The following is a 23,257-nucleotide window of genomic DNA, read 5'->3' as shown; positions in this document are numbered from 1 at the left end:
GGATGAGCCAGCCGACCACCCCCGCCACCCGCCCCACCACCGAGGCACCACCGGGCGCGGACGCGCCCAGGACCTCGGGGGCGCTGCCCGCCCCCGGGGCCCCGCCCGGCCCCGGGTCCGTGCCGAGGGCGGAAGCACCGCCTGTCCTTGCCGCCTCGCCCGCCGCCGAGGCGGCACCGGGCGGGGAGGCGTCTGCCGCCGGGGCGCAGCCGGCCTCCCGACCCACCGCCGAGGCCCCGTCCGGCACCGAGGCGCAGCCCGCCCCCGGGGCCTCGCCCGCTGCCGAGGCACCACCCTGTCCCGGTGCCTCGCGGGCGCTGCCCGCCGGCGACGTCCCGCCCGGCACCGGTCTCTCGCCCGCCGCCGAGGCGGCACCGGGCGGGGAGGCGTCCGGCGCCGGGGCGCCTGCCCTTGGCGCGTCGCCGGCGCTGCCCGCTGCCGAGGCACCGCCGGGCGCGGACGCGCCCGGCGCCGGGGCCTCGCCGGTGGCCGAGGCACAGCCCGCCCCCGGGGCCTCTCCCGCCCTCCCGGCGACCGGTCCGGCGGTCGGCCCGACCGCCCCGGCAGTGGGTCCAGTCGGCCCGGCCGGCCGGGTCGACCCCGTGGGCCCGGTCGGCCCGGCGGCCGCCCCCGCCACGCCGGAAGCCGCCGTCGCGGCCCTCGCCGCGACCGGGCCCCGGCTGCCGTTCCTGATCGGGGTGCGTCACCACGCGCCCTCCCTCGCGGCCGCCCTCCCCGCCCTGCTGGACGCGGCCGACCCCGATGTCCTCCTCGTCGAACTGCCGGCCGAGTTCCAGCACTGGCTGGACTGGCTCGCCCACGAGGAGACCCTGGCCCCGATCGCGCTGGCCGCCGTGCCCGCCGACGGCGCGGGCGCGGCGAGCGAACAGGGGCCCGCCTTCTACCCGTTCGCGGACTTCTCGCCCGAACTCGTCGCCCTGCGCTGGGCGGCACGGCACGGGGTCCCGGCGGTGGCCTGCGATCTGCCCCTGGCCGACCGGGCCTGGGCGCTGGGCGGCCCGGACGCGCCCGCGCCCACCCCCGCGCCGGACGCCGACTCGGCACCCGTACCGGGGGAGGGCCGCGGGCTCTCCGCCGCCCTCCGGTCCCGGCTCACCGGCCGCGACGGCGACGACCTGTGGGACCGGCTGGTGGAGGCCCCCGCCCCCGGCTCGTCACCCGAGGCACTCCGGCGCGCCGCCCTGCTCACCGGCTGGGCGCTGCGGCACGAGGCCGAGGCACGGGGCGGGGTGGACGGCACCGATCTCGTCCGCGAGGCGTGCATGCGCGCCCATGTCGCCGAGGCCCTGGCGGACGGGCGGCGGCCCGCCGTGGTGGTGGGCGCCTTCCACACCCCGGCGCTGCTGCCCTCCGCCGGCGAGGCGACGGACACGGCCCCCGCCACACCCGCCCCGGACGCGTCCGGGACCGCGGACACCGACGCCCCGCCCTGCACCGTCTCCCTGATCCCGTACACCTACCCCCTGCTCGACTCCCGGTCCGGCTACCCGGCCGGCATCCGGGACCCGGAATGGCAGCACACCGTCCTGGACTCCGCAGGGGACCCGGCCGCACTGCACGAGGCGCTGGTCCGCACCGCCGTCCGCGTCTGCGCCGCCCTGCGCGAGCAGGGCCACCCCTACGGCCCGGCGGACGGCCGGGAGGTCGTCCGGGTCGCCGGAGACCTCGCCCGGCTGCGCGACCTGCCCGCCCCCGGCCGCGGCGAACTCCTGGAGGCCGTGCAGACGGTCCTCGGCCGCGGCGAGACCTACGGCACGGGCCGCGCCGTCGCCCAGGCGCTCGAACGCGTCCTCGTCGGCACCCGCACCGGACGACCCGCCCCCGCCGCCCCGCGCAGCGGTCTCGGCCCCGCCGTGGAGGCCGAGACCGAGGCGCTCTCCCTCCCCGGCCCGGCGGACGCGCACGAGAAGACACCGCGCGACCTCCGGCTCGACCCGGCGCGCTCCGCCCTGGACCGCCGCCGCGAACTGCTGCTGCGCAGGCTGACGGTGTGCGGCATCCCCTACGCGCAGGAGCAGGAGGTGACCGGCGCGGCGGGCTCGGAAGGGCTCACCACGCGCTGGCAGGTGCGCTGGACCCCGGCGACGGCCGCGATGCTCACCGCCGCCGGGGCCCGGGGTGTCACCCCGGCGCAGGCGGCCGAGGGCGTGCTGCGGCAGCGGCACGCGGCCGAACGCGCGGCGGGCGGCCCGACGGCCGCCCAGGTCGTCCGGGGCCTGACGGAGGCCGCCGAGTGCGGGCTCCCCGCCCTCGCCGACGAACGGCTGACGGAACTGGCGGCCGTACTCCCCGCGAGCGGCACCCTGCCTGAACTCCTCGCCGGGCTGGACCTCCTGGACCGCATCGACGCGGGCCACCTGCCCGGCCCGGCGTCCCCCCGGGACCCGTCGGCCCCCACCACCCCGGGCGACCCTCTGGCGACCGCCCCCTCCCAGGCCGCCGCCCGCACCGCGCACGCGGCGGAACTCCTGACCTCCGCGGCGGTGCGCCAGGTCGACGGCCTGACCGGCTCCGAGGAGCCCGAGGACGCCCGCGCCCTCCTCGAACTGGCCCAGCGCGCCGACCGGGTGGGCGGCATCCGGCTCACCGACGCCCTCGCCCGCCTGGCCGCCGACGGCACCCCGCTGATCGCCGCGGCCGCCGGAGCGGTCCGGGTCCTCACGGGCCACGAGGAGGCCGAGGTCTTCGGCGTGCGCGTCGCCTCCTGGGTGGACGGAGCCGTGGACAGCGCCTCCCGGGCCGCCCTCACCGCCCGCCTCACCGGCGTCCTGACGGCGGCGGGCCCGCTCCTCACCGTCGGCGTCGCCGCCCTGGACCCCTTGCTGCACCGGGTCGTCGAGCTGGACGACACCGCGTTCCTGGCCCGGCTGCCCGCCCTGCGCGGCGGCTTCGACACCCTGAGCCCGGCCGCCCGGGACCGGCTGCTGGACACCATCGAGGAGCGCCTGGGCGTACGGGTGGACAGCCTCGACGCGGACGACCCGGCCGAGTTGGCCCGCCGCACGGCCGCCGATCTCGCGGCCCGCGACCTCCTGACCGGCCTCGGCCTGCCCGTCCCGTCCCCGGATGACGCCGACCGGCCCCCGCCCTCGGCCCAGCCCACCGCGCCGTGCCCGCCCAGGGACCCCACCACCGCCGCCCCGGCGCACCCCACCACGACCGAGGCCGCCCCCACCGGGACCGGCCCCGAGCCCGACTCCGTCCCCGCCACCGAGGCCGCTCCCGAGACCACCCCCGAAGCCGCTGCCCTCACCGGCGCCGCTCCCCAACCCGCTGCCCCCGCCGGTACCGGCCCCGCTGCCCTCACCGGGGCCGCTCCCGAACACGCCCCCGCGCTGACCCTCGCCCCCGCCGACCGGTGGCGGCTCGTCCTCGGCCGGCGTCCCGACCAACTGCCGTCCGGGGCGGCCCGGCTGGCCACCGCCCTGGACGAGCTCTACGGCGCGGGCCGCGGCGAGGGCTCCCGCGGCGGCCTGCCCGCGCCCGGCTCCGGCCGGGGTGGCCGCGAGCCGTCGTTCCCCGGCGTCCGCGAGTGGTCCGAGGAACTGGCCGCGCTCTTCGGCCCCGGTGTCCGCGAGGAGGTCCTCGCCGCCGCTGCCGCGACCGGCCGCCCGGACGTCCTCGCCGAACTCGACCCGGCGGCCGCCACCCCCTCCGTGGAACTCCTGCGGACGGTCCTGCGGTACGCGGGTGGCCTCCCCGAGGCGCGCCTCGCGGCGCTGCGGCCGCTGGTCCGCCGCCTGGTCGACGAACTGACCCGGCAGCTCGCCACCCGGCTCCGCCCCGCCCTCACCGGCACCGTGCTGGCCCGGCCCACCCGCCGCCCCGGCGGCCGCCTCGACCTGCCCCGCACCCTGCGCGCCAACCTGGCCACCGCCCGCCGGGCGGAGGACGGCACGGTCCGGGTCGTCCCCGAGAAGCCGGTGTTCCGCAGCCGCGCCCGCCGGTCGGCCGACTGGCGCCTGATCCTGGTCACCGACGTCTCCGGGTCCATGGAGGCGTCCACGATCTGGTCCGCGCTGACCGCCTCCGTGCTGGCCGGGGTGCCCACCCTGAGCACCCACTTCCTGGCCTTCTCCACGGAGGTCGTCGACCTCACCGGGCATGTACACGACCCTCTCTCCCTCCTGCTGGAGGTCAGCGTGGGCGGCGGCACGCACATCGCCGCCGGCCTGCGGCACGCCCGCAGCCTGATCACGGTGCCCAGCCGCACCCTGGTCGTCGTGATCAGCGACTTCGAGGAGGGCGCCCCGCTCGGCGGGCTCCTGGCCGAGGTCCGGGCCCTGGTGGCCACCGGCAGCCATGTCCTCGGCTGCGCGAGTCTCGACGACGCCGGCCGGCCCCGCTACTCGACGGGCATCGCCGGGCAGCTCGTCGCCGCCGGTATGCCCGTGGCGGCCCTCAGCCCACTCGAACTGGCCCGCTGGATAGGGGAGAAGACCGCATGACCGCCGCCCAGTTGCCGCCCGTCGCACCGGAGGTCACGGCCACCCTGGTGGAGGACCTCTCGCCCCGGCTGCGCAAGCGGCTGGACGCGGCGGTCACCAAGCTCGCCGCCCGCCCCACGCACCGCGACGGGGACACCGTGACGATCGCGGTCGACGACGAGACCGAGCTGCGCCTCCACGCCCCGGGCGGTGTGGTGGCGACGGTGGGTGCCATCAGCTGCGGCTGCCTCCTCGCCCCGGCCTGCGTCCACCGCGCGGCCGCCGCCTGCGCCGCCCCCGCGGCGGACCAGGCCCCGCCCCCAACGGCCCCCGAACCCGCCCCGACCGCCGTGGACCCGCACCCGGACGGCCCGACCACCCCCACCCCCGCGACGGCCCCTGTCGGCACGCCCGCGACGGAACCCGCCCCCACCCCGGACGCCGTCCCGGACGCCGACTCCCCACCCGAGGTGGCGAGCCCGGACCAGCGCGCCGTGGCCGGCGCCCTGTGGTCGGCGGGCGCCGCGGTCCTGGAGGCCGGGGTCGACGGGGCCGGCGCCGTCGCCCAGGCCGCCCTTCTGCGCGCCGCCCACACCGCGCGGCTCCGGCAACTGCCGCGCCCCGCGAGCGCCGCGCTGTCCGTGGTGACCCTGCTGCGCGCGGCCCGCGCCGGGGACCCGTCCTACCGCACAACCGACCTGGTCACCGCCCTGGCCGAACTCCTGGGCACCGCGCACCGGGTGGGCACGGTCTCCGGGGCCGAGCTGGCCGCCGTCCGGGGCCGGGCCCGCCGCCCGTACAGCCCGGACGGCTCCCTGCGCCTCTACGGCCTGTTCACCGAACCCGTGGTCACCGACTCCGGACACGGCGGCGCCCGCACCTGGGTCGCCGGACCGGACGGACGGCTCTGCACGGTCGGCGACGTGGCACCCGGCGGCGCCGGGCGCGCCCTGGGCGTGGCCGACCGGGCCGTGCGCCTCGGGGACACCGCCCTCACCCACCGGGAGCTGGGCCGCGCCGGCCTGGCGGTCTCGGGCGCGACCGTCTCCCCGGACGGCCGGCTCGGCGCCGGAAAGGGCGTCAAGGCCGTCACCGCCCGGGGCGCGGCCTGGACCGAGCCGCCGCTCGCCGCCCTCTGGGACACGCCGCCCGCCGAACAGGCCGCCCGCGCCCTGCGGTCCGTCTCCCGCTACGCGGACCCGGCCGGCGGCGGCAGCGATCTCCTCTTCCTGGACGTCGAACTCCTCGGGGCCGTCCGGGAGTCGGGCGGTACCTGCCTGCTCGCGCGCTGCGCGGGCGGGGTCCCCGTCCGCCTCACGGCCGCCGACGACGATCCCGCGCTGGCCCACCGGGACAACCTGATGCTGCTGGCCACGGCCCCGGGGACCAGGCTGCGGATCATCGGCCGCCTGGTGCCGGCCCTCCACCCCCGGCTCACCCTGCTCGCCTGCACCCACCCCACCGGCGAGGGCACGATCGACCTCGGCTTCGACCGCCTGCGCCGCGCCGACCTCCCCGATCCGTCCGCTCCCGTGCACCCCGCCCCGCCCCAACCCGGTGGCCCCAGAGGGGAGTCGCCCCTCCACCTCCTGGAGCGCCGCGTCGAACAGACGGTCCCGGCGGGCCGCGCCGCCCTCGGCATGCTCGGTGACGTCACCGGCGAGGCCCACCGCCTGCGCCGCGCGGGCCTGCCCACCGCGGCCGGCCTCCTGACCGCCCTGTGCGCCTCGGCGGCCCAGCGCGGACGCGACCTCTTCGGCCGCCTCCTCCCCGCCGACACCGACGGCTTCGCCACCCACTGGCTCGCCGCCGCCCGCTACACGGCCGCCGTCGCCGAGTCTCTCTGCGCGGCGGCCTGGGAACCGCGCGAGCCGACCGGACGGAGAACCGCTTGAGGCAGACGGAGAGCCGCTTGAGGCCGACGGGGGCGAGGGTCAGCGCGGAGCCGTGAAGCACACGGGGCTCCCCGGCGACCGGGGCGCGAAGTAGCACGCCTCGAAGCCGTCCGAGGGGAGCCCGCCGAGCATCGGGGTGTAGACATAGCCCTGGGCGTCGTAGCGGTCCTGGACGACGGCCTCCTGGACGTCGCCCCCCGGGGACCTGACCGTGATCCGGGTGCCCACGTCGGCGAGCCAGACCCGGGCCCAGACGGCGGCGCAGCCCTTGCTGTGGCGGAGGTCCATCCGGGCCCGGCCGGGGAGGTCGCCCTCGGCTGCGGTGCCCGGCTCGTGTCCGGCGTCGGTGCAGCCCTGCGTCTCGGGGTCCTTACCCGTGCAGTCGGCGCCCCGGCAGCCGGGCGGCGTGTCCGCCGCCCGGCGGGGCTCGCCGCCGGACGGCCGGCCCGGCACGGTGACGGCCACGGAGACCGCCGCCCCGAGGAGCAGACCGGCCACGACGGGACGGACCCAGAGGCGCAGTGGTGGCACGGCGCGCCGCGCGGCGGCGACCTCACCCGGGCCCGCACCACGCGCACCCGTCCCCGGTGGCGGCTGACGGCCGGTCACCGGCGCAGCACCTGCCAGGTGTGCGGCCCCACGATGCCGTCCACCGCGAGGTCCGGGGCGTTCTCCTGGAAGCGTTTGACGGCCCGTTCCGTCCCCGCGTCGTAGGCGCCGTCGATGTCGCCGACCGGGTAACCGTGGTGGTCGAGCAGGCACTGCGCCTCCACCACGTCCCAGCCGGTCTTGATCTGGAACAGGACGGATTCCTCGGTCTCGCTGTGCCCGGCGTAGATCCTGCCGTCGCGCCGGTGGATCGTGCAGCCGTGGGTCCGGCCCGGCTCCAGGGTGAATCCCCGCCCCTCGTCGGCCGGTTCGGTCCGCTGCTCGCCCCAGACACGGAGGGCCGGCACGAGCCCGGCGGCGGTGAGCGCGGCGGTCAGCAGGGTGTGATGGTGAGGGCCTGACGGATGGGCAGGTGTGCACGAGGCCGCCCGACCGCCCCGACGGCCTCCGCCCTCGTCTCCCCGCCTGTCCCGACGCGCCCTGTTCCACCCTCCAGGGCCCCCGGTGCCGCCGCGGCCTCTCCCGGCTCCGGCGCGGGGGCCGCCGTACGGGGACGCCCCCGCACCCATGACTCCTCCGCGAGCGAGTGGAGGGCGAGCAGCCGGTGGACGTCCCCGCCCGCCACTTGGGCGAGTTGCTCCACGGCGTCGGCGGGCGGCAGCTTCTTGCCGTTCAGATAGCGCTCCCACGAGGAGCGGCTGTAGTGCGTGCGGCGTTCCAGGGCGCTGAGGCTGAGGCCGCCGCGGTCCTTGAGCGTCCGGAGCTGGGTGACGAGTCGCCTGCTCTGGGGGTCGAGCGAGGCGGGCAACTCCCTCCAAGGCGCCATGACTGAGTCGCGGTCCCTTCTGTCGGCCTCCGCGGAGAGAACGTGCGACCGGCACCGGATGTTCCTGGCGGCCGTGGTCCGTCCCGACCGCTCCCGGGACGTCCCGGCACCGGCCCTCGTCGGGGCGCGTCCCAGCAGGCCAGGGCGTGGGACGTCCCGGATGTGCCCGAGGGGGACGGCGGGCGTTGCGGCGGGCCGCGCCGAGCGGAAAGGCTTGCCTCACCACGGCAGCGGGCCGCCGGTCTCCCATCGGCCGCCGTGCTGACCCAGGTGCGAGCACCGACCCATCAACCTCCAGGACGGAGCCCCTTCGTGTCCCTGCGCCCCTCCGCGTTCCCCGCCGGTCGCGCCCCTCGCAACCCGCCGCGCGCCGGCCGCTCAGCCGCCCGTGCCGGTCGCGTCCGCAGGGCGCTCGCCGTGGCGGCGGGGACCGCCGTCCTCCTCGGCGGAGCGCTCGCGACGGCCCCCGCGGCACTCGCCGCCCCGGCCGCCGACACCTGCCGGGGCGTCAGCACGGTGGGCCTGTACTGCGGTTACGACACCGGCACCAAGTGGGCCGAGCAGGGCAGCAAGGGCCTCCATGTGAAGGAGATCCAGGCCCTCATCAACGAGACCACGGTCTACCGGAAGGCCAGCGGCAAGCGCCTGGCCGTGGACGGGGACTTCGGCCCCGCGACCAAGGCGGCCGTGACCTGGTTCCAGTGGTACTACATCGGCGAGTCGGCCTCCGACGGGATCGTCGGCCCGCGGACCTGGCAGGAACTCCGCTACGGCAAGCGCTGACCCGCCCCGCCCCTGCCCCGACCGCCACCACCCGAGGAGAGCACACCCATCGTGAAGACGCCCAAGCGCACGCACAGGCACCTGACCGCCCTGGCGGCCGGAACAGCCCTCGCCCTGGTGCCGTTGACCGCCACCACCGCGCAGGCCGCGCCCGCCACCGACACGTCCGTCGCCGCCGCGGCCGCCTTCAACTGCACCATCCGGAAGGTGAACGACTACTGGTACGCCGGATGGTACGCGGGCATGACCGCGGTGCCGGCCGCCAACAGGGTCACCGACCAGGGCATCGAGGCACAGTGCCTGCTGAAGGACGCCGGCTACTACCGGGGCGCCATCGACGGCTACTTCGGTCCGCAGTCGCAGGACGCCATGAAGCGCTACCAGCGGCTGATCAACCAGCAGCACGGCGTCGGCCTCGTCGTGGACGGCTGGCCCGGCCCCAAGTCCTGGCCCTGGCTGCGCCGCTGACGCCCCCGAGGCCGACGGACGCCCGTCGCGCCGCCCCACCCCGTCCCGATCCGCACCGACACAGCGAAATGAGAGGACTCACCATGAAGTTCCGGAAGGCCGTCGCGACCGCCACCACGGTCCTGGCCCTGACCGGCGGTCTGGTCGCCGTCCAGTCCACCGTGGGCGCGCAGGACGCCCGCGCCGACAGCACCTGCTGGAAGTACACGGGCTACACGGCCGTGATCGCCGAGGGCAGCTGGGGCAAGGAGGTCGAGGAGGCCCAGTGCCTGCTCAACAGCTACAACACCTGGCACGGCCGCCCCGCGATCGCGGTGGACGGCATCTTCGGCTCCGAAACCCGCAAGGCCGTCGTCGCCTTCCAGAAGCGCATGAAGCTCACCGCCGACGGCATCGTCGGCCCGAACACCTGGCGCAAGCTGCGCAGCCCGGGCGGCTGACGCACCGCCCGGCGAGGCACGGGGGTAACGGGGGTACGGAGCAGGGCCGGGCGATTCGCCCGGCCCTGCTCCGCGTGCGTACGTGTGCCGCCCGGACGCGGCGGCGTCCGGCCCGGTGCTCAGATGTCCCGGAAGATCTCGATCTGCGCCCCCACCGAGTTCAGCCGTTCCGCCAGGTCCTCGTAACCCCGGTTGATCACATAGACGTTGCGGAGGACGGAGGTCCCCTCGGCGGCCATCATCGCGAGGAGGACGACCACGGCGGGGCGCAGGGCCGGCGGGCACATCATCTCGGCGGCGCGCCAGCGGGTCGGACCCTCGACCAGGACGCGGTGCGGGTCGAGGAGCTGGAGGCGGCCGCCCAGGCGGTTGAGGTCGGTCAGATAGATGGCGCGGTTGTCGTAGACCCAGTCGTGGATCAGCGTCTTGCCCTGCGCGACGGCCGCGATGGCCGCGAAGAAGGGCACGTTGTCGATGTTGAGGCCCGGGAACGGCATCGGGTGGATCTTGTCGATGGGCGCCTCCAGCTTGGAGGGGCGCACGGTGAGGTCCACCAGGCGGGTGCGGCCGTTGTCCGCCGCGTACTCGCCGGAGCGGTCGTGGTCGAGGCCCATCTCCTCCAGGACCGCGAGCTCGATCTCCAGGAACTCGATGGGCACCCGGCGGATCGTCAGCTCCGACTCGGTGACGACGGCGGCGGCGATCAGGCTCATCGCCTCGACCGGGTCCTCGGAGGGGGAGTAGTCCACGTCCACGTCGATGGTGGGCATGCCGTGCACGGTCAGGGTGGTCGTGCCGACGCCCTCGACCTTCACCCCGAGCGCCTCCAGGAAGAAGCACAGGTCCTGGACCATGTAGTTGGAGGAGGCGTTGCGGATGACGGTGACGCCGTCGTACCGCGCGGCGGCCAGAAGCGCGTTCTCGGTCACGGTGTCGCCGCGCTCGGTCAGCACGATTGGGCGGTCCGGCGCGACCGAGCGGTCCACCAGCGCGTGGTAGATGCCCTCGGTCGCGGTGATGTCCAGCCCGAAGCGCCGCAGCGCGATCATGTGCGGCTCGATGGTACGGGTGCCGAGGTCGCAGCCGCCCGCGTAGGGGAGGCGGAAGGTGTCCATCCGGTGCAGCAGCGGGCCGAGGAACATGATGATGGACCGGGTGCGCCGGGCGGCGTCCGCGTCCATCGACGCCATGTCCAGCTCGGCCGGCGGGACGATCTCCAGGTCCAGGCCCTCGTTGATCCAGCGGGTGCGGACGCCGATCGAGTTGAGGACCTCCAGCAGACGGTAGACCTCCTCGATCCGGGCGACCCGGCGCAGCACGGTGCGCCCCTTGTTGAGCAGCGCGCCGCACAGCAGCGCGACACAGGCGTTCTTACTCGTCTTGACGTCGATGGAGCCGGAGAGCCGGCGTCCGCCGACGACGCGCAGATGCATGGGACCGGCGTAGCCGATCGAGACGATCTCGCTGTCGAGCGCCTCGCCGATGCGGGCGATCATCTCAAGGCTGATGTTCTGATTACCGCGCTCGATCCTGTTGACGGCGCTCTGGCTGGTGCCGAGCGCCTCGGCGAGCTGGCTCTGTGTCCAGCCCCGATGCTGACGGGCGTCACGGATGAGCTTGCCGATGCGTACGAGGTAGTCGTCTGCCATGGCTGGAGGTTATCTCAGATATGAGATGAGAACGCGCGGGGTGGCCCGTTCGGGTGGTGCCTCCGGGGTCGGGCGGCACCCGCCCGACGCCCCTTCTGGTGCCCCTCGCGACGGGGGAGTTGCATCGCTCGCTCGCGCCGCCCCGAGATTGATGCTCCTCCCGGCGCGCGGACCCGGCAACGCGAGGAGGCCCGGGCGGGGGAGGCTCAGGCGGGGGGCGTGGCGGTGAGTAGACAGTGTCTACGCGCACTTGCTAGACAGGCCCCATGAGTTCCATGACGGACGAGGAACCGGGCCTGCGGGCCCGACTGGTCGCCACCGGAGTCGAGTTGGTGGCTGAGGGCGGCGTGCAGGCCCTGACCCTGCGCGAGATCGCGCGCCGGGCGGGGGTGTCCCACGGCGCGCCGCGCCGCCACTTCCCGACGCACCGGGAGCTGCTGTCGGCCATCGCCCGCGAGGGTTTCGGGACCCTCGCCGCCCGGGTGGCGAGGGCCGTCGGCGACGAGGTGGACGCGGCCGGGCCGCGCGAGCGGATCGAACGGCTCGCGCACGCCTACCTGGACTTCGCCCGGGACAACCGGGGCATGCACGAGCTGATGTTCCGCCACGATCTGCTCGAAAGCGGACAAATCGGTCTGCGGGAGGTGAGCCTGCCGCTCTTCGGCGTCCTGGCGGACCTCGTCTCCCGGGCGGGCACCCCGTCCGGGGCGCCCGCCTCCACCGCCGCCGTGGCCCTCTGGGCGAACCTGCACGGCATCGCCCAGCTCGGGCACGGCGGCAGCCTGCGGCTCGTGACAGGCGCCGACGACACCGGGCCCCTGCTGCGTGCCGCCCTCGACGCGTACCTCGGCCCGGCGCCGGAGCGCCGGTGAGCCGCACGGCGCTCACCACGAGCGTCCTCGGCGCGGCGGTCGTCGCGATGGACGGCACGGTGCTCACCGTCGTCCAGCCCACCCTCCAGAAGGAGTTGGACGCGGGCTTCGCCCAGGTCCAGTGGACGAGCACCGGCTATCTGATCGCCGTCGCCGCCCTCCTCGTCCTCGCGGGCCGCCTCGGCGACCGGTACGGGCACCGCCGGATGTTCGCCCTCGGCATCACGGGCTTCGGCGCGACCGCCGCCGGGATCGGGCTGGCGCCCGGCATCGACTGGGTCATCGGACTGCGCGTCGCCCAGGGGGTCTTCGGGGCACTCCTCCAGCCCGCCACGCTGGGCATGCTGCGCGCCGCCTTCCCGCCGGACCGGCTGGCCCGGCCGATCGCGCTGCGCACCGCCGCGATCGGGCTGGCGGCGGCGGTGGGGCCCCTGGCGGGCGGGGCGCTGACGGCGCACCTCGGCTGGCGGGCGGTCTTCCTCCTCCAGGCCGTGCCCGCCGTCGCCGTGGGGCTCGCGGCCCTCGCCGCCCGCCCGGACGCGCCTCCCGCCGCGCCGCCAGGCCCGCACCCGACACCCCGCCCGGGCGGTCTCGACCTCGCCGGAGCGGCCCTGCTCGCGGCGACCCTCGGCGCCCTCGTGCACATGCTCGTCACCGTGCCCGAGACCGGCTGGACGGCCCCGACGGCGGCGGCCGCCGTCGCGGGAGTGCTCGCCGCGCTCGTGTTCGCGCGGCATGAACGCCGCGCCCCGTACCCGCTCCTCCCGCGGGCCGTCCTCCGCGCGGCGGGGGTGCGGCCCGCGCTCGCCGCGCTGGTGGCCGCGTCGGCGGCGATGTTCGGCGTGCTGTTCTGCGCGACGTACTTCCTCCAGTACGTGCAGGGGTGCGACGCCCTGGGCAGCGGGCTGGTCGCGCTGCCGGTGGCGTGCGCGATGGTGCTCGGCGCGCCGCTCGCACCCCGGCTCGCGCGCCGGTGGGGCGACCGGCGGACGTCCGTCGCGGCGATGGGCCTGCTCGCGCTCGGCACCCTGCTGCTGTCCCGCCTCGACGCGTCGGCGCCGTGGTGGGAGGCCGGCGCGGGGTTCGCCTGCCTCGGTGCGGGTTTCACCACGGTGATGGTCACGGCCACGGCGGTGATCGTCCGGCAGATCCCCACGGAGCACGCGGGCGTCGCGGGCGGCCTCCAGCAGACGGCGATGAGCATCGGCCCGGCCGCGGGCGTCGCCACCGCGGGCGCCCTTCTCGCGGCGACCGCCCCCCGCGGCTTCACCGCCGTCCCGGTGCTCCTCGCCGCCCTCCCGCTCCTCGGCGTCCTGGCCGCGTCCGCCCTGCCGGGACGCGGACGGAACCGCTCCGGCGGTCGCCGCCACTCCGGCCCCGCCCACCAGGACCGCCCCCCGGTCCGGGAGGCGTGAGGGCACGCCGAAAGCGCACGCGTCCAATGTCACACCGGCTTCGCACCGGTGTCCGGGCATGACCACATCGCGGTCATGTACTAGAGTTATCTCGACATCGAGATATCTGCCGAAGGCGTACCGCAAGCCGCCAGTCGGTAAGGGTTACCTAACTAAGCCTTACCTTAGCGGATCGGCGAGGACCCGTGGCGGCAGCATGGACGTAGTACGCGCACATTGATGAAGGAGACTGTCGTGTCGGCGAACAGCTTCGACGCCCGCAGCACGCTGCGCGTGGGCGACGAGTCGTACGAGATCTTCAGGCTGGACAAGGTCGAGGGCTCCGCGCGCCTCCCCTACAGCCTCAAGGTCCTCCTGGAGAACCTGCTCCGCACCGAGGACGGCGCGAACATCACCGCCGACCACATCCGCGCGCTCGGCGACTGGGACTCCCAGGCCCAGCCCAGTCAGGAGATCCAGTTCACGCCGGCCCGCGTGATCATGCAGGACTTCACCGGCGTGCCCTGTGTCGTCGACCTCGCCACCATGCGTGAGGCCGTGAAGGAGCTCGGCGGAGACCCGGCGAAGATCAACCCGCTGGCCCCGGCCGAGCTGGTCATCGACCACTCCGTCATCGCCGACAAGTTCGGCACCGCCGACGCCTTCGGCCAGAACGTCGAGCTGGAGTACGGCCGCAACCGCGAGCGCTACCAGTTCCTGCGCTGGGGCCAGACCGCCTTCGACGAGTTCAAGGTCGTCCCGCCCGGCACCGGCATCGTCCACCAGGTGAACATCGAGCACCTGGCCCGCACCGTCATGGTCCGTAACGGACAGGCGTACCCGGACACCCTCGTCGGCACCGACTCGCACACCACCATGGTCAACGGCCTCGGTGTGCTCGGCTGGGGCGTCGGCGGCATCGAGGCCGAGGCCGCGATGCTCGGCCAGCCGGTCTCCATGCTCATCCCGCGCGTCGTCGGCTTCAAGCTCACCGGTGAGCTGACCCCCGGCACCACCGCCACCGACCTCGTCCTCACGATCACCGAGATGCTGCGCAAGCACGGCGTCGTCGGCAAGTTCGTCGAGTTCTACGGCGAGGGCGTCGCCGCCACGAGCCTCGCCAACCGCGCCACCATCGGCAATATGTCGCCGGAGTTCGGCTCCACCGCCGCGATCTTCCCGATCGACGGCGAGACGCTGAACTACCTGAAGCTGACCGGCCGCAGCGAGCAGCAGGTCGCCCTCGTCGAGGCGTACGCCAAGGAGCAGGGCCTCTGGCTGGACCCGGCCGCCGAGCCGGACTTCTCCGAGAAGCTGGAGCTGGACCTCTCCACGGTCGTCCCCTCCATCGCCGGCCCGAAGCGCCCGCAGGACCGTATCGTCCTCGCGAACGCCGCCGAGCAGTTCAAGAGCGATGTGCGCAACTACGTGGACTCGGTCGACGAGGCGGGCAAGGAGTCCTTCCCGGCCTCCGACGCCCCGGCCGTCACCAACGGCGTCCCGTCCAACCCGGTCACCGTGACCGCCCCCGACGGCTCGACCTACGAGATCGACCACGGCGCCGTCACCGTCGCCGCGATCACCTCCTGCACCAACACCTCGAACCCGTACGTCATGGTCGCCGCCGCCCTGGTGGCCAAGAAGGCGGTCGAGAAGGGCCTGACCCGCAAGCCGTGGGTCAAGACCACCCTCGCCCCGGGCTCCAAGGTCGTCACCGACTACTTCGACAAGGCGGGCCTGACCCCGTACCTGGACAAGGTCGGCTTCAACCTGGTCGGCTACGGCTGCACCACCTGCATCGGCAACTCCGGCCCGCTGCCGGAGGAGGTCTCCAAGGCGGTCAACGACCACGACCTCGCCGTCACCTCGGTCCTCTCCGGCAACCGGAACTTCGAGGGCCGCATCAACCCCGACGTCAAGATGAACTACCTGGCCTCCCCGCCGCTGGTCGTCGCGTACGCCATCGCGGGCTCCATGAAGGTGGACATCACCAAGGACGCCCTCGGCACCGACCAGGACGGCAAGCCGGTCTTCCTGGAGGACATCTGGCCCTCCGAGGCCGAGGTCAACGACGTCGTGGCGAACGCCATCGGCGAGGACATGTTCAACAAGTCCTACCAGGACGTCTTCGCGGGCGACGCCCAGTGGCAGGCGCTGCCGATCCCGACCGGCAACACCTTCGAGTGGGACACCGAGTCCACCTACGTCCGCAAGCCCCCGTACTTCGAGGGCATGACGATGGAGACCACCCCGGTCACCGACATCTCCGGCGCCCGGGTGCTCGCCAAGCTCGGCGACTCGGTCACCACCGACCACATCTCCCCGGCCGGCGCCATCAAGGCGGACACCCCGGCGGGCAAGTACCTCACGGAGCACGGCGTCGAGCGCCGCGACTTCAACTCCTACGGCTCGCGCCGGGGCAACCACGAGGTCATGATCCGCGGCACCTTCGCCAACATCCGCCTGCGCAACCAGATCGCGCCGGGCACCGAGGGCGGCTACACCCGCGACTTCACCCAGGACGGCGGCCCGGTCTCCTTCATCTACGACGCCTCGCAGAACTACCAGGCCGCCGGCACCCCGCTGGTCATCCTGGCCGGCAAGGAGTACGGCTCCGGCTCGTCCCGCGACTGGGCGGCCAAGGGCACCGCGCTCCTCGGCGTCAAGGCGGTCGTCGCCGAGTCCTACGAGCGCATCCACCGCTCGAACCTCATCGGCATGGGCGTCCTCCCGCTCCAGTTCCCGGAGGGCGCCTCGGCCGACTCCCTGGGCCTGACCGGCGAGGAGACCTTCTCCGTCACCGGCGTGACCGAGCTGAACGACGGCACCACCCCGCGCACGGTCAAGGTCACCACCGACACGGGCGTCGAGTTCGACGCGGTCGTCCGTATCGACACCCCGGGTGAGGCGGACTACTACCGCAACGGCGGCATCATGCAGTACGTCCTGCGGAACCTGATCCGCGGCTGACGCACCACCGGCACCATCGGCACCACCGGCACCACGCGCAGGGGGCCGCATCCCGTCACCGGGGTGCGGCCCCCTTCCGCGTGGTGCCCGTCCGGTCGATCGGGTGACGCTGCGCGGCGGGCAACATCACCGCCCGGGGAAACGGCAAGTCATGCGGGCATGAGACTCATGCCCCGACGCACCGACAGCACGTCCTCCCGCTCCCGCACTCTCAGGGCGGCCGGCGCCCTGTGCACCGCCGCCGCGGTCGCCGCCCTGCTGACCGGCTGCGGCCAGGACGCGGACGGCTCGGCGAGCGGCACGGCCACCACCGAGGCCGCGCGCGCCGTACCGAAGCAGACCACGACCGCCTCCCCGACCGGGGATCTGACCCCGGCCCAGCAGCAGCGCAAGCAGGTCCTGGACGCCACCGAGACCACCTGGGACGAGGCGGCCGGGACGGCCACCGGCGAGGTGTCCGGCAGCACGCTGATCGCCCTCGACCTGGAGGGCCTCGACGACGACGATGACGACGCGAGCGCCAGCCCGACGGGCACGGCCAGTCCGACCGACACCGCGAGCCCCACCGACACCGCTAGCCCGACCGGCACCGGTAGCCCCACCGGCTCGCCCAGCCCCTCGCCGGGCACCCCGGTCTGGCACGCCGAGGTCGCCGAGGAGGACGGCACGGTCCACATCGTGCGCATCGACGGCGTCACCGGCGGGGTCATCGAGACCCGCGAGGAGACCGACCAGGACGCGAACGACAAGCAGGAGGTCACCCGCCTCCTCGACGGCGCCACCCAGACCGCCGAGCAGGCGGCCAAGGCGGCCACCGACCGGCAGCAGGGCACGGTCACCTCGGTGGAACTGGGCGACGGCGAGGGCGACGCGGTCGTCTGGGCGGTCGACGTGGTCGGCTCCGACTGGAACAAGACCGACTTCCAGATCAGCGCATCGGACGGCTCGATCGTCCGCGAGGAGACCGACGAGAACTGACGGCCCGCTCAGGCCCGAAGACACGAAGACACGAAGACGCGAAGACGCGAAGGGGCCGCATCCCGTCCGGGATGCGGCCCCTCGCCGTGCGGGTCCGCACGGCGGACCCGCCGTGCGGACCGGCGGCTCAGCCCAGGAGTTCCACCTCCGCCAGCGTGCCCGCGCCTGCGGCGACCAGACGGTAGTGGGCGTAGCCGGAGCCCGGGCGGTCCACGGTGAAGACCCGGGTCTGGCGGTCCCAGGCGAAGCGCTCACCGGCCCGCTTGTCCAGGTCGCTCCAGCGCTCCCCGTCCGCCGAGCCCTGGAGGGTCCAGCCGGCCGGGGCCTTGTCCCGGGCGGCGGAGGTCAGGGTGTACTGGACGACCCGGCTGCCCTCCTTGACCGGCAGGTCGAGCGCGGTGAACTCGGCCGAGGTCGCCGAGGTGTTGTCCGTGAGCGGGCCGGTGGCGGTGCCCACGTCCTTCCGGGGTGAAGGGGCCTTGTCGTCCCGGGTGAGGGAGACCGGGGCCGCGTTCTTCCCCGTGCCCCAGGCGGACGGCTTCGGGCCCATCGCGAACTCCAGGGTGCCGCCCTTCGCGATCTCCCGGTGCGGCAGCGCGGTCGAGGTCCAGGTCTTCCCGTTGACCTTCAGGCCCTGGACGTAGATGTTCTTCGCGCTGTTCTTCGGGGCCTTCACGACCAGCTTGCGGCCGTTCTCCAGCTCCACGGTCGCCTTGGTGAACAGGGGCGAGCCGATGGCGTACTCGCCGCTGCCCATCACCAGTGGGTAGAAGCCGAGGGCGGAGAAGAGGTACCAGGCCGACTGCTCGCCGTTGTCCTCGTCGCCGTGGATGCCCTGGCCGATCTCGCTGCCGATGTAGAGGCGGGAGAGGACCTCGCGCACCTTCTCCTGCGTCTTCCACGGCTGGGAGGCCGCGTTGTACATGTAGGTGGCGTGGTGGGCGACCTGGTTGGAGTGGCCGTACATGCCCATCCGCACATCACGGGCCTCGGTCATCTCGTGGATCACCGACCCGTAGCTGCCCGTGAACTCGGGTGAGGCCGTCTCGGGGGTGGAGAAGTAGGTGTCCAGCTTCTCGCCCAGGCCCGCCCGGCCGCCGTACAGGTTGGCCAGGCCCCGGCTGTCCTGCGGAGCGGTGAAGGCGTAGCCCCAGCCGTTGGTCTCCGTGTAGTCGTAGCCCCAGATCCGCGGGTCGTACTGGCCGGACGGCACCCGCCAGTCGCCCTTCAGGCTGCGGCCCTGGAAGAAGCCCGCCTCCTTGTCGAAGAGGGTCACGTACTTGCGGGCCCGGTTGGTGAAGTACTCCGCCTCCCCCTTGTACCGGTCCTTGCCGGTCTTCTTGTGGAGGGAGCGGGCCATCTCCGCGATGCCGTAGTCGTTGAGGTAGCCCTCCAGCGACCAGCTCAGGCCCTCGTGGGTGGAGGTGGAGGCGTAGCCGAGGAACGGGGAGGTCTCCATGCCCTTGCGGCCGACGCCGGAGGACGGCGGGACCACGGTCGCGTTCTTCAGGGCCGCCTCGTACGCGGCCTCCGCGTCGAAGTCCACGCCCTTGACGTGTGCGTCGGCGAAGGCGACGTCGGAGCTGGTGCCCGTCATCAGGTCGGCGTAGCCGGGGGAGGACCAGCGGGAGATCCAGCCGCCGTCCTTGTACTGCTGGACGAAGCCGTCGACCAGTTCGCCGGCTCTCTTCGGGGTGAGGAAGGAGTACGCCGGCCAGGTCGTCCGGTAGGTGTCCCAGAAGCCGTTGTTGACGTACACCTTGCCGTCGACCAGCTTGGCGCCGGTGTGGGTCGGGGTGTCCGGGCCGGTCATCGGGGAGAAGGGGCTCGCGTACCGGTACTTCGGCCGGGCCTTGGTGCCCACGTTCTCGAAACCGGAGTTCGGGTAGAGGTAGAGCCGGTACAGGCTGGAGTAGAGGGTGACCAGCTGGTCGTGGGTGGCGCCCTCGACCTTCACCTTGCCGAGCAGCTTGTCCCACGCCGAGCGGGCCTCGTCGCGGACGCGCTCGAAGCGGGCGGAGGCGGGGAGTTCATCGGCCAGGTTCTTCTTCGCCTGGTCCACGCTGATCAGCGAGGTCGCTATCCGCAGGGTCACCGTCCGGTCCCGGCCGGCGTCGAACCGCATCCGGCCGCTGACGCCCTCGGCGGCGGAGTCGGTGACCGGGGCGTCGAAGACGCCGTGCACGAACAGCCGGGTGGCGCCCGTGGACAGACCGCTCTTGACGTCCGAGAATCCGGTGAAGGAGCGGGTCTCCGGGTCGAGGGTGAGACCGCCCTCCTGGGTGACGTTGTCGAAGATCACGCTCGCGTCGTCACCGGGGAAGGTGAAGCGCATCATCGCCGCGTGGTCGGTCGGCGCCATCTCGGCCTTCAGGCCGTTCTCGAAGGTGACCGCGTAGTGGTGCGGGCGGGCCGTCTCGTTCTCGTGCCGGAAGGGCAGGGCGCGCGCGGTCCGGGAGGTGTCCGGCGTGCCCGCCTCGGCGGACGGCATCACCTGGAAGGTCTGCCGGTCGCCCATCCAGGGGCTCGGCTCATGGCTGGTGCTGAAGGACTGGAGGGTGGGCAGGTTGTCCGCGTTGTTGCCCCGGGAGTACTCGTACAGCCAGCTCCTGGAGGCGGCGTTGGTCACCGGCGTCCAGAAGTTGAAGCCGTGCGGGACGGCGGTGGCGGGGAAGGTGTTGCCCCGGGAGTAGGCACCGCTGGAGTTGGTGCCCCGGACGGTGGAGGCGTAGTCCGCCGGGTGCGCCTGCTTCTTCGGCGGCTGCTCGGGGCGGAGGGTGATGTCGTCCACCCAGCCCTGGAACTTCGCCGGGCCCTTGGGGGAGTCGTAGGCGACGAGGATCCGGTCGACGGTCTTGCCCGCGGCGACGGTGCCGATACCGGAGGAGACCGCGTTCCACTGGTTGACGTAGAGGCGCTTGGCCGCGCCCTGGCCCCGCGGGCTGAGCCCGCCGCCGTGGGAGTCGACCGCGCCCAGCTCGCTCAGATAGGTGCCGTCGGTGAAGGCGAGGTCCACGGCGACGTTGGTGGCCGGGTAGTTCAGGTCCGTCTCCGACATCTGCGGATAGACCTTGTACGAGAGCGCGGTGTCGCGGCGGACCGCCACGTTCACGTCGAAGACCTTGTTGTACGAGTAGGCTCGCCCGTCCGGCTGGTGGGTGCCCGCGTAGCGCAGGGCCCGCTTGCCGGTGAAGCCGGCCCCGGCCTTGGCGGTGGGGGAGCCGCTCGGGCCGCGGTCCACCTGGGTGCGCATGTCGTCGGGGACGGGGGCGCTGGTGTCGCCGTCGGAGAACTGCACATCGGCCAGCTGGGTGGCCGAACCACCGTTGTTCTTCGTGATCTCCAGCCGGTAGTGCGCGTACGGGGTGACCTCGGCCGGGTCGCCGATCTCGTACGTCTTCGTCTGGAAGCGCCCGGAGAAGGACTCGCCCGCCCGGGTGTCGAGGACGGTCCACTCCTTACCGTCGGCGGAGCCCTTGAGGGTCCAGTCCTTCGGGTCGCGCTCGGCGTGGTCGTTGGCGGAGGTGAGGGCGTAGGCGGCGAGCTTCACCGGCTCGGAGGTGTCGAACTCGAGCCAGGCGGTGGACTCGAAGGTGAGCCACTTGCTGCCGGGCTGGAGGTCGACGAGGTTCTCCTTGGTCTCGCCCGAGCCCGCGTTCTCGCCGCTCGCGCGGACCTCGGTCACCCGGTCGGTGACGTTCCCGGGAATTCCGCCGGCGAATCCGCCGTCCACCCCGGATGCCCGCTTCTTTCCGTCCCTGCCGACTTCGACGGTATGACGCCAGTCGGGCTCTGCTTCGTCCGATTCGAAGGAGGAGCTGAATTCGCGGTCCGCGGAGGGGGATTGTCCCTGCTGTCCGGGGATCGCGACGGCCGCCGAAGGGGCCGTCAACACGAGGATCGAGGCGCTCACCGCCAGGGTGACCGCGCGGATTTGTCGGTGCCGGGGTCGGTGTCTGGGCTGCATCCCGGGTCATTCCTCCTGGGGAAGGTCCGTTGGACAACGTTGTCAGACGGAAAGTGCAGGCTCCAGTAGGGAGGCAAGTGTCGTACGGTGTCAAGGGTGTTGACGGTGCGACCATGGCGCAATCCGCCGTTCCGTGAAGAATGCAGAGGCCGTAAAGGGTGCAGACGGGGTTCATGTGTCCGCGAGGTCTCAACTCGGGAAAGACTGCCGTCCAACCTTGCTTTCGATCTTGCTCCCTCGCCGGGAAGTGGACTATACCTGTCGGCGTCCGCATAGCTGTTCCACAAGGTGGCGGGCAGGGGGGACGGCGACGGCCGTGGTCGTGCGGACCGTCGGCCGTGAATTCGCCCGTTCCCGCCGCCCGCCGTGCACGACCCGAGCTTCACTGCGTTTCCCTTCGGGAGAGCAGCAGCAACTGACCGCGGTGGCGGGGCCCCTTGCCTGAGGCGTACGAGGCGGGCGAACCGGTACACCGCCAGAGTCCTGGAGAAGGCGAGGACTTGAGCATGGGATCCACCTCCACCTCGACCCACACGCACGGCGGCGAAGGTTTCGGCCGGCGTGATCTGATCAAGCGGTCGGCCGCTCTCGGTCTGATCGCCGTGCCCACCATGAGCTTTCTGTCCGCCTGCGCGAGCAGCGGAAGCGGCAAGGACCAGGAGAAGCAGAAGGGCGAGGTGACCAAGGACAACCCCTTCGGCGTCACCAAGGGCGGCACCCTCGACGTCGTCATCTTCAAGGGCGGCTTCGGCGACCAGTACGCCATCGAGTGGGAGAAGCTCTACAAGGCCAAGTGGGGTCCGGAGATCAGCCACCTGGGCACCCAGGAGATCACCGGCAAGCTCCAGCCGCGCTTCAACGCGGGCAACCCGCCGGACGTCGTCGACAACTCCGGCGCCCAGCAGATCAAGCTCGACGTGCTGCACAAGAACGGGCAGCTCGCGGACCTGACCGAACTGCTGGAGGCCCCCGCGCCGGACGACCCGTCCAAGAAGGTCAAGGACATCCTCGTCCCCGGCACCGCCGACAAGGGCTTCATCGGCGGCAAGATGCACTCCCTGAACTACGTCTACACGGTCTGGGGACTCTGGTACTCCGGCAAGCTCTTCCAGGACAAGGGCTGGGAGGTGCCGAAGACCTGGGACGACTTCCTGGCGATCATGCAGGACGCCAAGAAGCAGAAGATCGGCGGCCTCGCCCACCAGGGCAAGCACCCGTACTACGTCAACGTCATGATCATGGACCTGATCGCCAAGACCGGTGGTCTGGACGCCATGAAGGCGATCGACAACCTCGACCCGAAGGCCTTCGTCGGCAGCGACGCGGCCAGGCAGTCGATCGAGGCGATCTACGAGATCGTCGACAAGGGCCTGCTCATGCCCGGCACCAACTCCCTCGACCACATCGAGTCCCAGACCGCCTGGAACGAGGGCAAGGCCGTCTTCATCCCCTCCGGTTCATGGCTGGAGAACGAGCAGCTCAAGCAGACCCCCGAGGGCTTCGACATGAAGTTCCTGCCGATGCCGCTGCTGCCGGACAGCAAGCTGCCCTTCGAGGCGATCCGCGCCGGCGCCGGCGAGCCCTTCATCGTCCCGGAGAAGGCGAAGAACAAGGTCGGCGGTCTTGAATTCCTGCGCATGATGTGCTCGAAGGAATGGTCGACGAAGTTCGCCCAGGAAGCGAACTCGCTCACCATCGTGCAGGACGGCGTCGACACCACGGTGGAACTCCGCCCCGGCACCAAGTCCGCCATCGAGGCGGTTGAGGCGTGTCCCGTCGACCAGCGTTTCGACTACTTCTACATCAACTGGTACAGCGAGATGGACGAGTCCATCCGCACCGCCTCCGCCGAGCTGATGGCCAAGCGCATTCAGCCCAACGAATGGCTCAAGCGCGCGCAGGCGGCGGTCGACAAGGCGGCCAAGGACCCGGCGAGCAAGAACAACAAGCGTCCGTAG

15 protein-coding genes are annotated in these 23,257 nt (G+C 73.3%); 10 read left to right on the top strand and 5 right to left on the bottom strand.

Features of this window, described 5'->3' with window-relative positions:
• Positions 1-2: 2 nt before the first annotated feature.
• The gene (locus ABZ457_RS02145) at positions 3-4,469 is read left to right on the top strand and encodes a DUF5682 family protein (protein ID WP_359152890.1); all 4,467 of its coding nucleotides are present in this window, start codon (positions 3-5) and stop codon (positions 4,467-4,469) included.
• Entirely contained in the window at positions 4,466-6,343 is a 1,878-nt protein-coding gene (locus ABZ457_RS02140; protein ID WP_359152888.1) for a hypothetical protein, read from the top strand. Before ABZ457_RS02145 ends, ABZ457_RS02140 begins: the two co-directional genes overlap by 4 nt.
• A gap of 39 nt (positions 6,344-6,382) precedes the next feature.
• On the opposite strand, the gene ABZ457_RS02135 is transcribed toward ABZ457_RS02140, so the two are convergent.
• From ABZ457_RS02135 to ABZ457_RS02125, 3 genes are read right to left on the bottom strand one after another with little or no spacing between them, the layout of a single operon-like run.
• Positions 6,383-6,952 carry a DUF2690 domain-containing protein gene (locus ABZ457_RS02135; protein WP_359152886.1) on the bottom strand — a complete coding sequence of 190 codons (570 nt, stop codon included), beginning with the start codon at positions 6,950-6,952 and terminating at the stop codon, positions 6,383-6,385.
• Entirely contained in the window at positions 6,949-7,299 is a 351-nt protein-coding gene (locus ABZ457_RS02130; RefSeq protein WP_359152884.1) for a peptidoglycan-binding domain-containing protein, read from the bottom strand. The genes ABZ457_RS02135 and ABZ457_RS02130 overlap by 4 nt, the downstream gene beginning before the upstream one ends.
• A gap of 26 nt (positions 7,300-7,325) precedes the next feature.
• Positions 7,326-7,778: a helix-turn-helix transcriptional regulator gene (locus tag ABZ457_RS02125; protein ID WP_359152882.1), complete on the bottom strand. Its 453-nt coding sequence runs from the start codon at positions 7,776-7,778 to the stop codon at positions 7,326-7,328.
• 417 nt (positions 7,779-8,195) lie between these two features.
• On the opposite strand from ABZ457_RS02125, the gene ABZ457_RS02120 reads away from it, so the two are divergent.
• From ABZ457_RS02120 to ABZ457_RS02110, 3 genes are all read left to right on the top strand, one after another.
• The gene (locus ABZ457_RS02120) at positions 8,196-8,561 is read left to right on the top strand and encodes a peptidoglycan-binding protein (RefSeq protein ID WP_359152880.1); all 366 of its coding nucleotides are present in this window, start codon (positions 8,196-8,198) and stop codon (positions 8,559-8,561) included.
• Between the two features lie 51 nt (positions 8,562-8,612).
• Positions 8,613-9,029, top strand: a complete 417-nt coding sequence (locus ABZ457_RS02115; RefSeq protein ID WP_359152878.1) for a peptidoglycan-binding domain-containing protein — start codon at positions 8,613-8,615, stop codon at positions 9,027-9,029.
• Between the two features lie 83 nt (positions 9,030-9,112).
• Entirely contained in the window at positions 9,113-9,469 is a 357-nt protein-coding gene (locus ABZ457_RS02110) for a peptidoglycan-binding domain-containing protein (RefSeq protein WP_359152876.1), read from the top strand.
• 119 nt (positions 9,470-9,588) lie between these two features.
• Here ABZ457_RS02110 and ABZ457_RS02105 read toward each other — a convergent pair whose 3' ends face one another.
• The gene (locus ABZ457_RS02105) at positions 9,589-11,118 is read right to left on the bottom strand and encodes a UDP-N-acetylglucosamine 1-carboxyvinyltransferase (protein ID WP_359152874.1); all 1,530 of its coding nucleotides are present in this window, start codon (positions 11,116-11,118) and stop codon (positions 9,589-9,591) included.
• A gap of 275 nt (positions 11,119-11,393) precedes the next feature.
• Between ABZ457_RS02105 and ABZ457_RS02100 the strand changes: the two genes are divergently transcribed.
• The 4 genes from ABZ457_RS02100 (at position 11,394) to ABZ457_RS02085 (ending at position 17,332) form a co-directional block, all read left to right on the top strand.
• Complete coding sequence (locus ABZ457_RS02100) at positions 11,394-11,990, top strand: TetR/AcrR family transcriptional regulator (RefSeq protein ID WP_359153091.1); 597 nt, start codon at positions 11,394-11,396, stop codon at positions 11,988-11,990.
• The gene (locus ABZ457_RS02095; protein WP_359152872.1) at positions 11,987-13,405 is read left to right on the top strand and encodes an MFS transporter; all 1,419 of its coding nucleotides are present in this window, start codon (positions 11,987-11,989) and stop codon (positions 13,403-13,405) included. Before ABZ457_RS02100 ends, ABZ457_RS02095 begins: the two co-directional genes overlap by 4 nt.
• A 234-nt stretch (positions 13,406-13,639) precedes the next feature.
• Entirely contained in the window at positions 13,640-16,354 is a 2,715-nt protein-coding gene (acnA, locus tag ABZ457_RS02090; protein WP_359152870.1) for an aconitate hydratase AcnA, read from the top strand.
• A gap of 168 nt (positions 16,355-16,522) precedes the next feature.
• Positions 16,523-17,332: a PepSY domain-containing protein gene (locus tag ABZ457_RS02085; RefSeq protein ID WP_359152868.1), complete on the top strand. Its 810-nt coding sequence runs from the start codon at positions 16,523-16,525 to the stop codon at positions 17,330-17,332.
• Between the two features lie 127 nt (positions 17,333-17,459).
• On the opposite strand, the gene ABZ457_RS02080 is transcribed toward ABZ457_RS02085, so the two are convergent.
• Complete coding sequence (locus ABZ457_RS02080; RefSeq protein WP_359152866.1) at positions 17,460-21,299, bottom strand: GH92 family glycosyl hydrolase; 3,840 nt, start codon at positions 21,297-21,299, stop codon at positions 17,460-17,462.
• Between the two features lie 506 nt (positions 21,300-21,805).
• Here ABZ457_RS02080 and ngcE point away from each other — a divergent pair.
• Positions 21,806-23,257 carry an N-acetylglucosamine/diacetylchitobiose ABC transporter substrate-binding protein gene (ngcE, locus tag ABZ457_RS02075; RefSeq protein ID WP_359152864.1) on the top strand — a complete coding sequence of 484 codons (1,452 nt, stop codon included), beginning with the start codon at positions 21,806-21,808 and terminating at the stop codon, positions 23,255-23,257.

The sequence above is a fragment of the Streptomyces sp. NPDC005805 genome (assembly GCF_040630445.1).
In the GTDB taxonomy this organism is placed as follows: domain Bacteria; phylum Actinomycetota; class Actinomycetes; order Streptomycetales; family Streptomycetaceae; genus Streptomyces.
This window is presented reverse-complemented; position numbering and strand designations above follow the sequence as displayed.

Bases quoted from the DNA above. Each gene is read 5' to 3' on its own strand.
- ABZ457_RS02145 (WP_359152890.1), top strand. From the start codon at position 3: ATGAGCCAGCCGACCACCCCCGCCACCCGCCCCACCACCGAGGCACCA.
- ABZ457_RS02140 (WP_359152888.1), top strand. From the start codon at position 4,466: ATGACCGCCGCCCAGTTGCCGCCCGTCGCACCGGAGGTCACGGCCACC.
- ABZ457_RS02125 (WP_359152882.1), bottom strand. From the start codon at position 7,778: ATGGCGCCTTGGAGGGAGTTGCCCGCCTCGCTCGACCCCCAGAGCAGG.
- ABZ457_RS02110 (WP_359152876.1), top strand. From the start codon at position 9,113: ATGAAGTTCCGGAAGGCCGTCGCGACCGCCACCACGGTCCTGGCCCTG.
- ABZ457_RS02105 (WP_359152874.1), bottom strand. From the start codon at position 11,118: ATGGCAGACGACTACCTCGTACGCATCGGCAAGCTCATCCGTGACGCC.
- ABZ457_RS02100 (WP_359153091.1), top strand. From the start codon at position 11,394: ATGACGGACGAGGAACCGGGCCTGCGGGCCCGACTGGTCGCCACCGGA.
- ABZ457_RS02085 (WP_359152868.1), top strand. From the start codon at position 16,523: ATGCCCCGACGCACCGACAGCACGTCCTCCCGCTCCCGCACTCTCAGG.
- ABZ457_RS02080 (WP_359152866.1), bottom strand. From the start codon at position 21,299: ATGCAGCCCAGACACCGACCCCGGCACCGACAAATCCGCGCGGTCACC.
- ngcE (WP_359152864.1), top strand. From the start codon at position 21,806: ATGGGATCCACCTCCACCTCGACCCACACGCACGGCGGCGAAGGTTTC.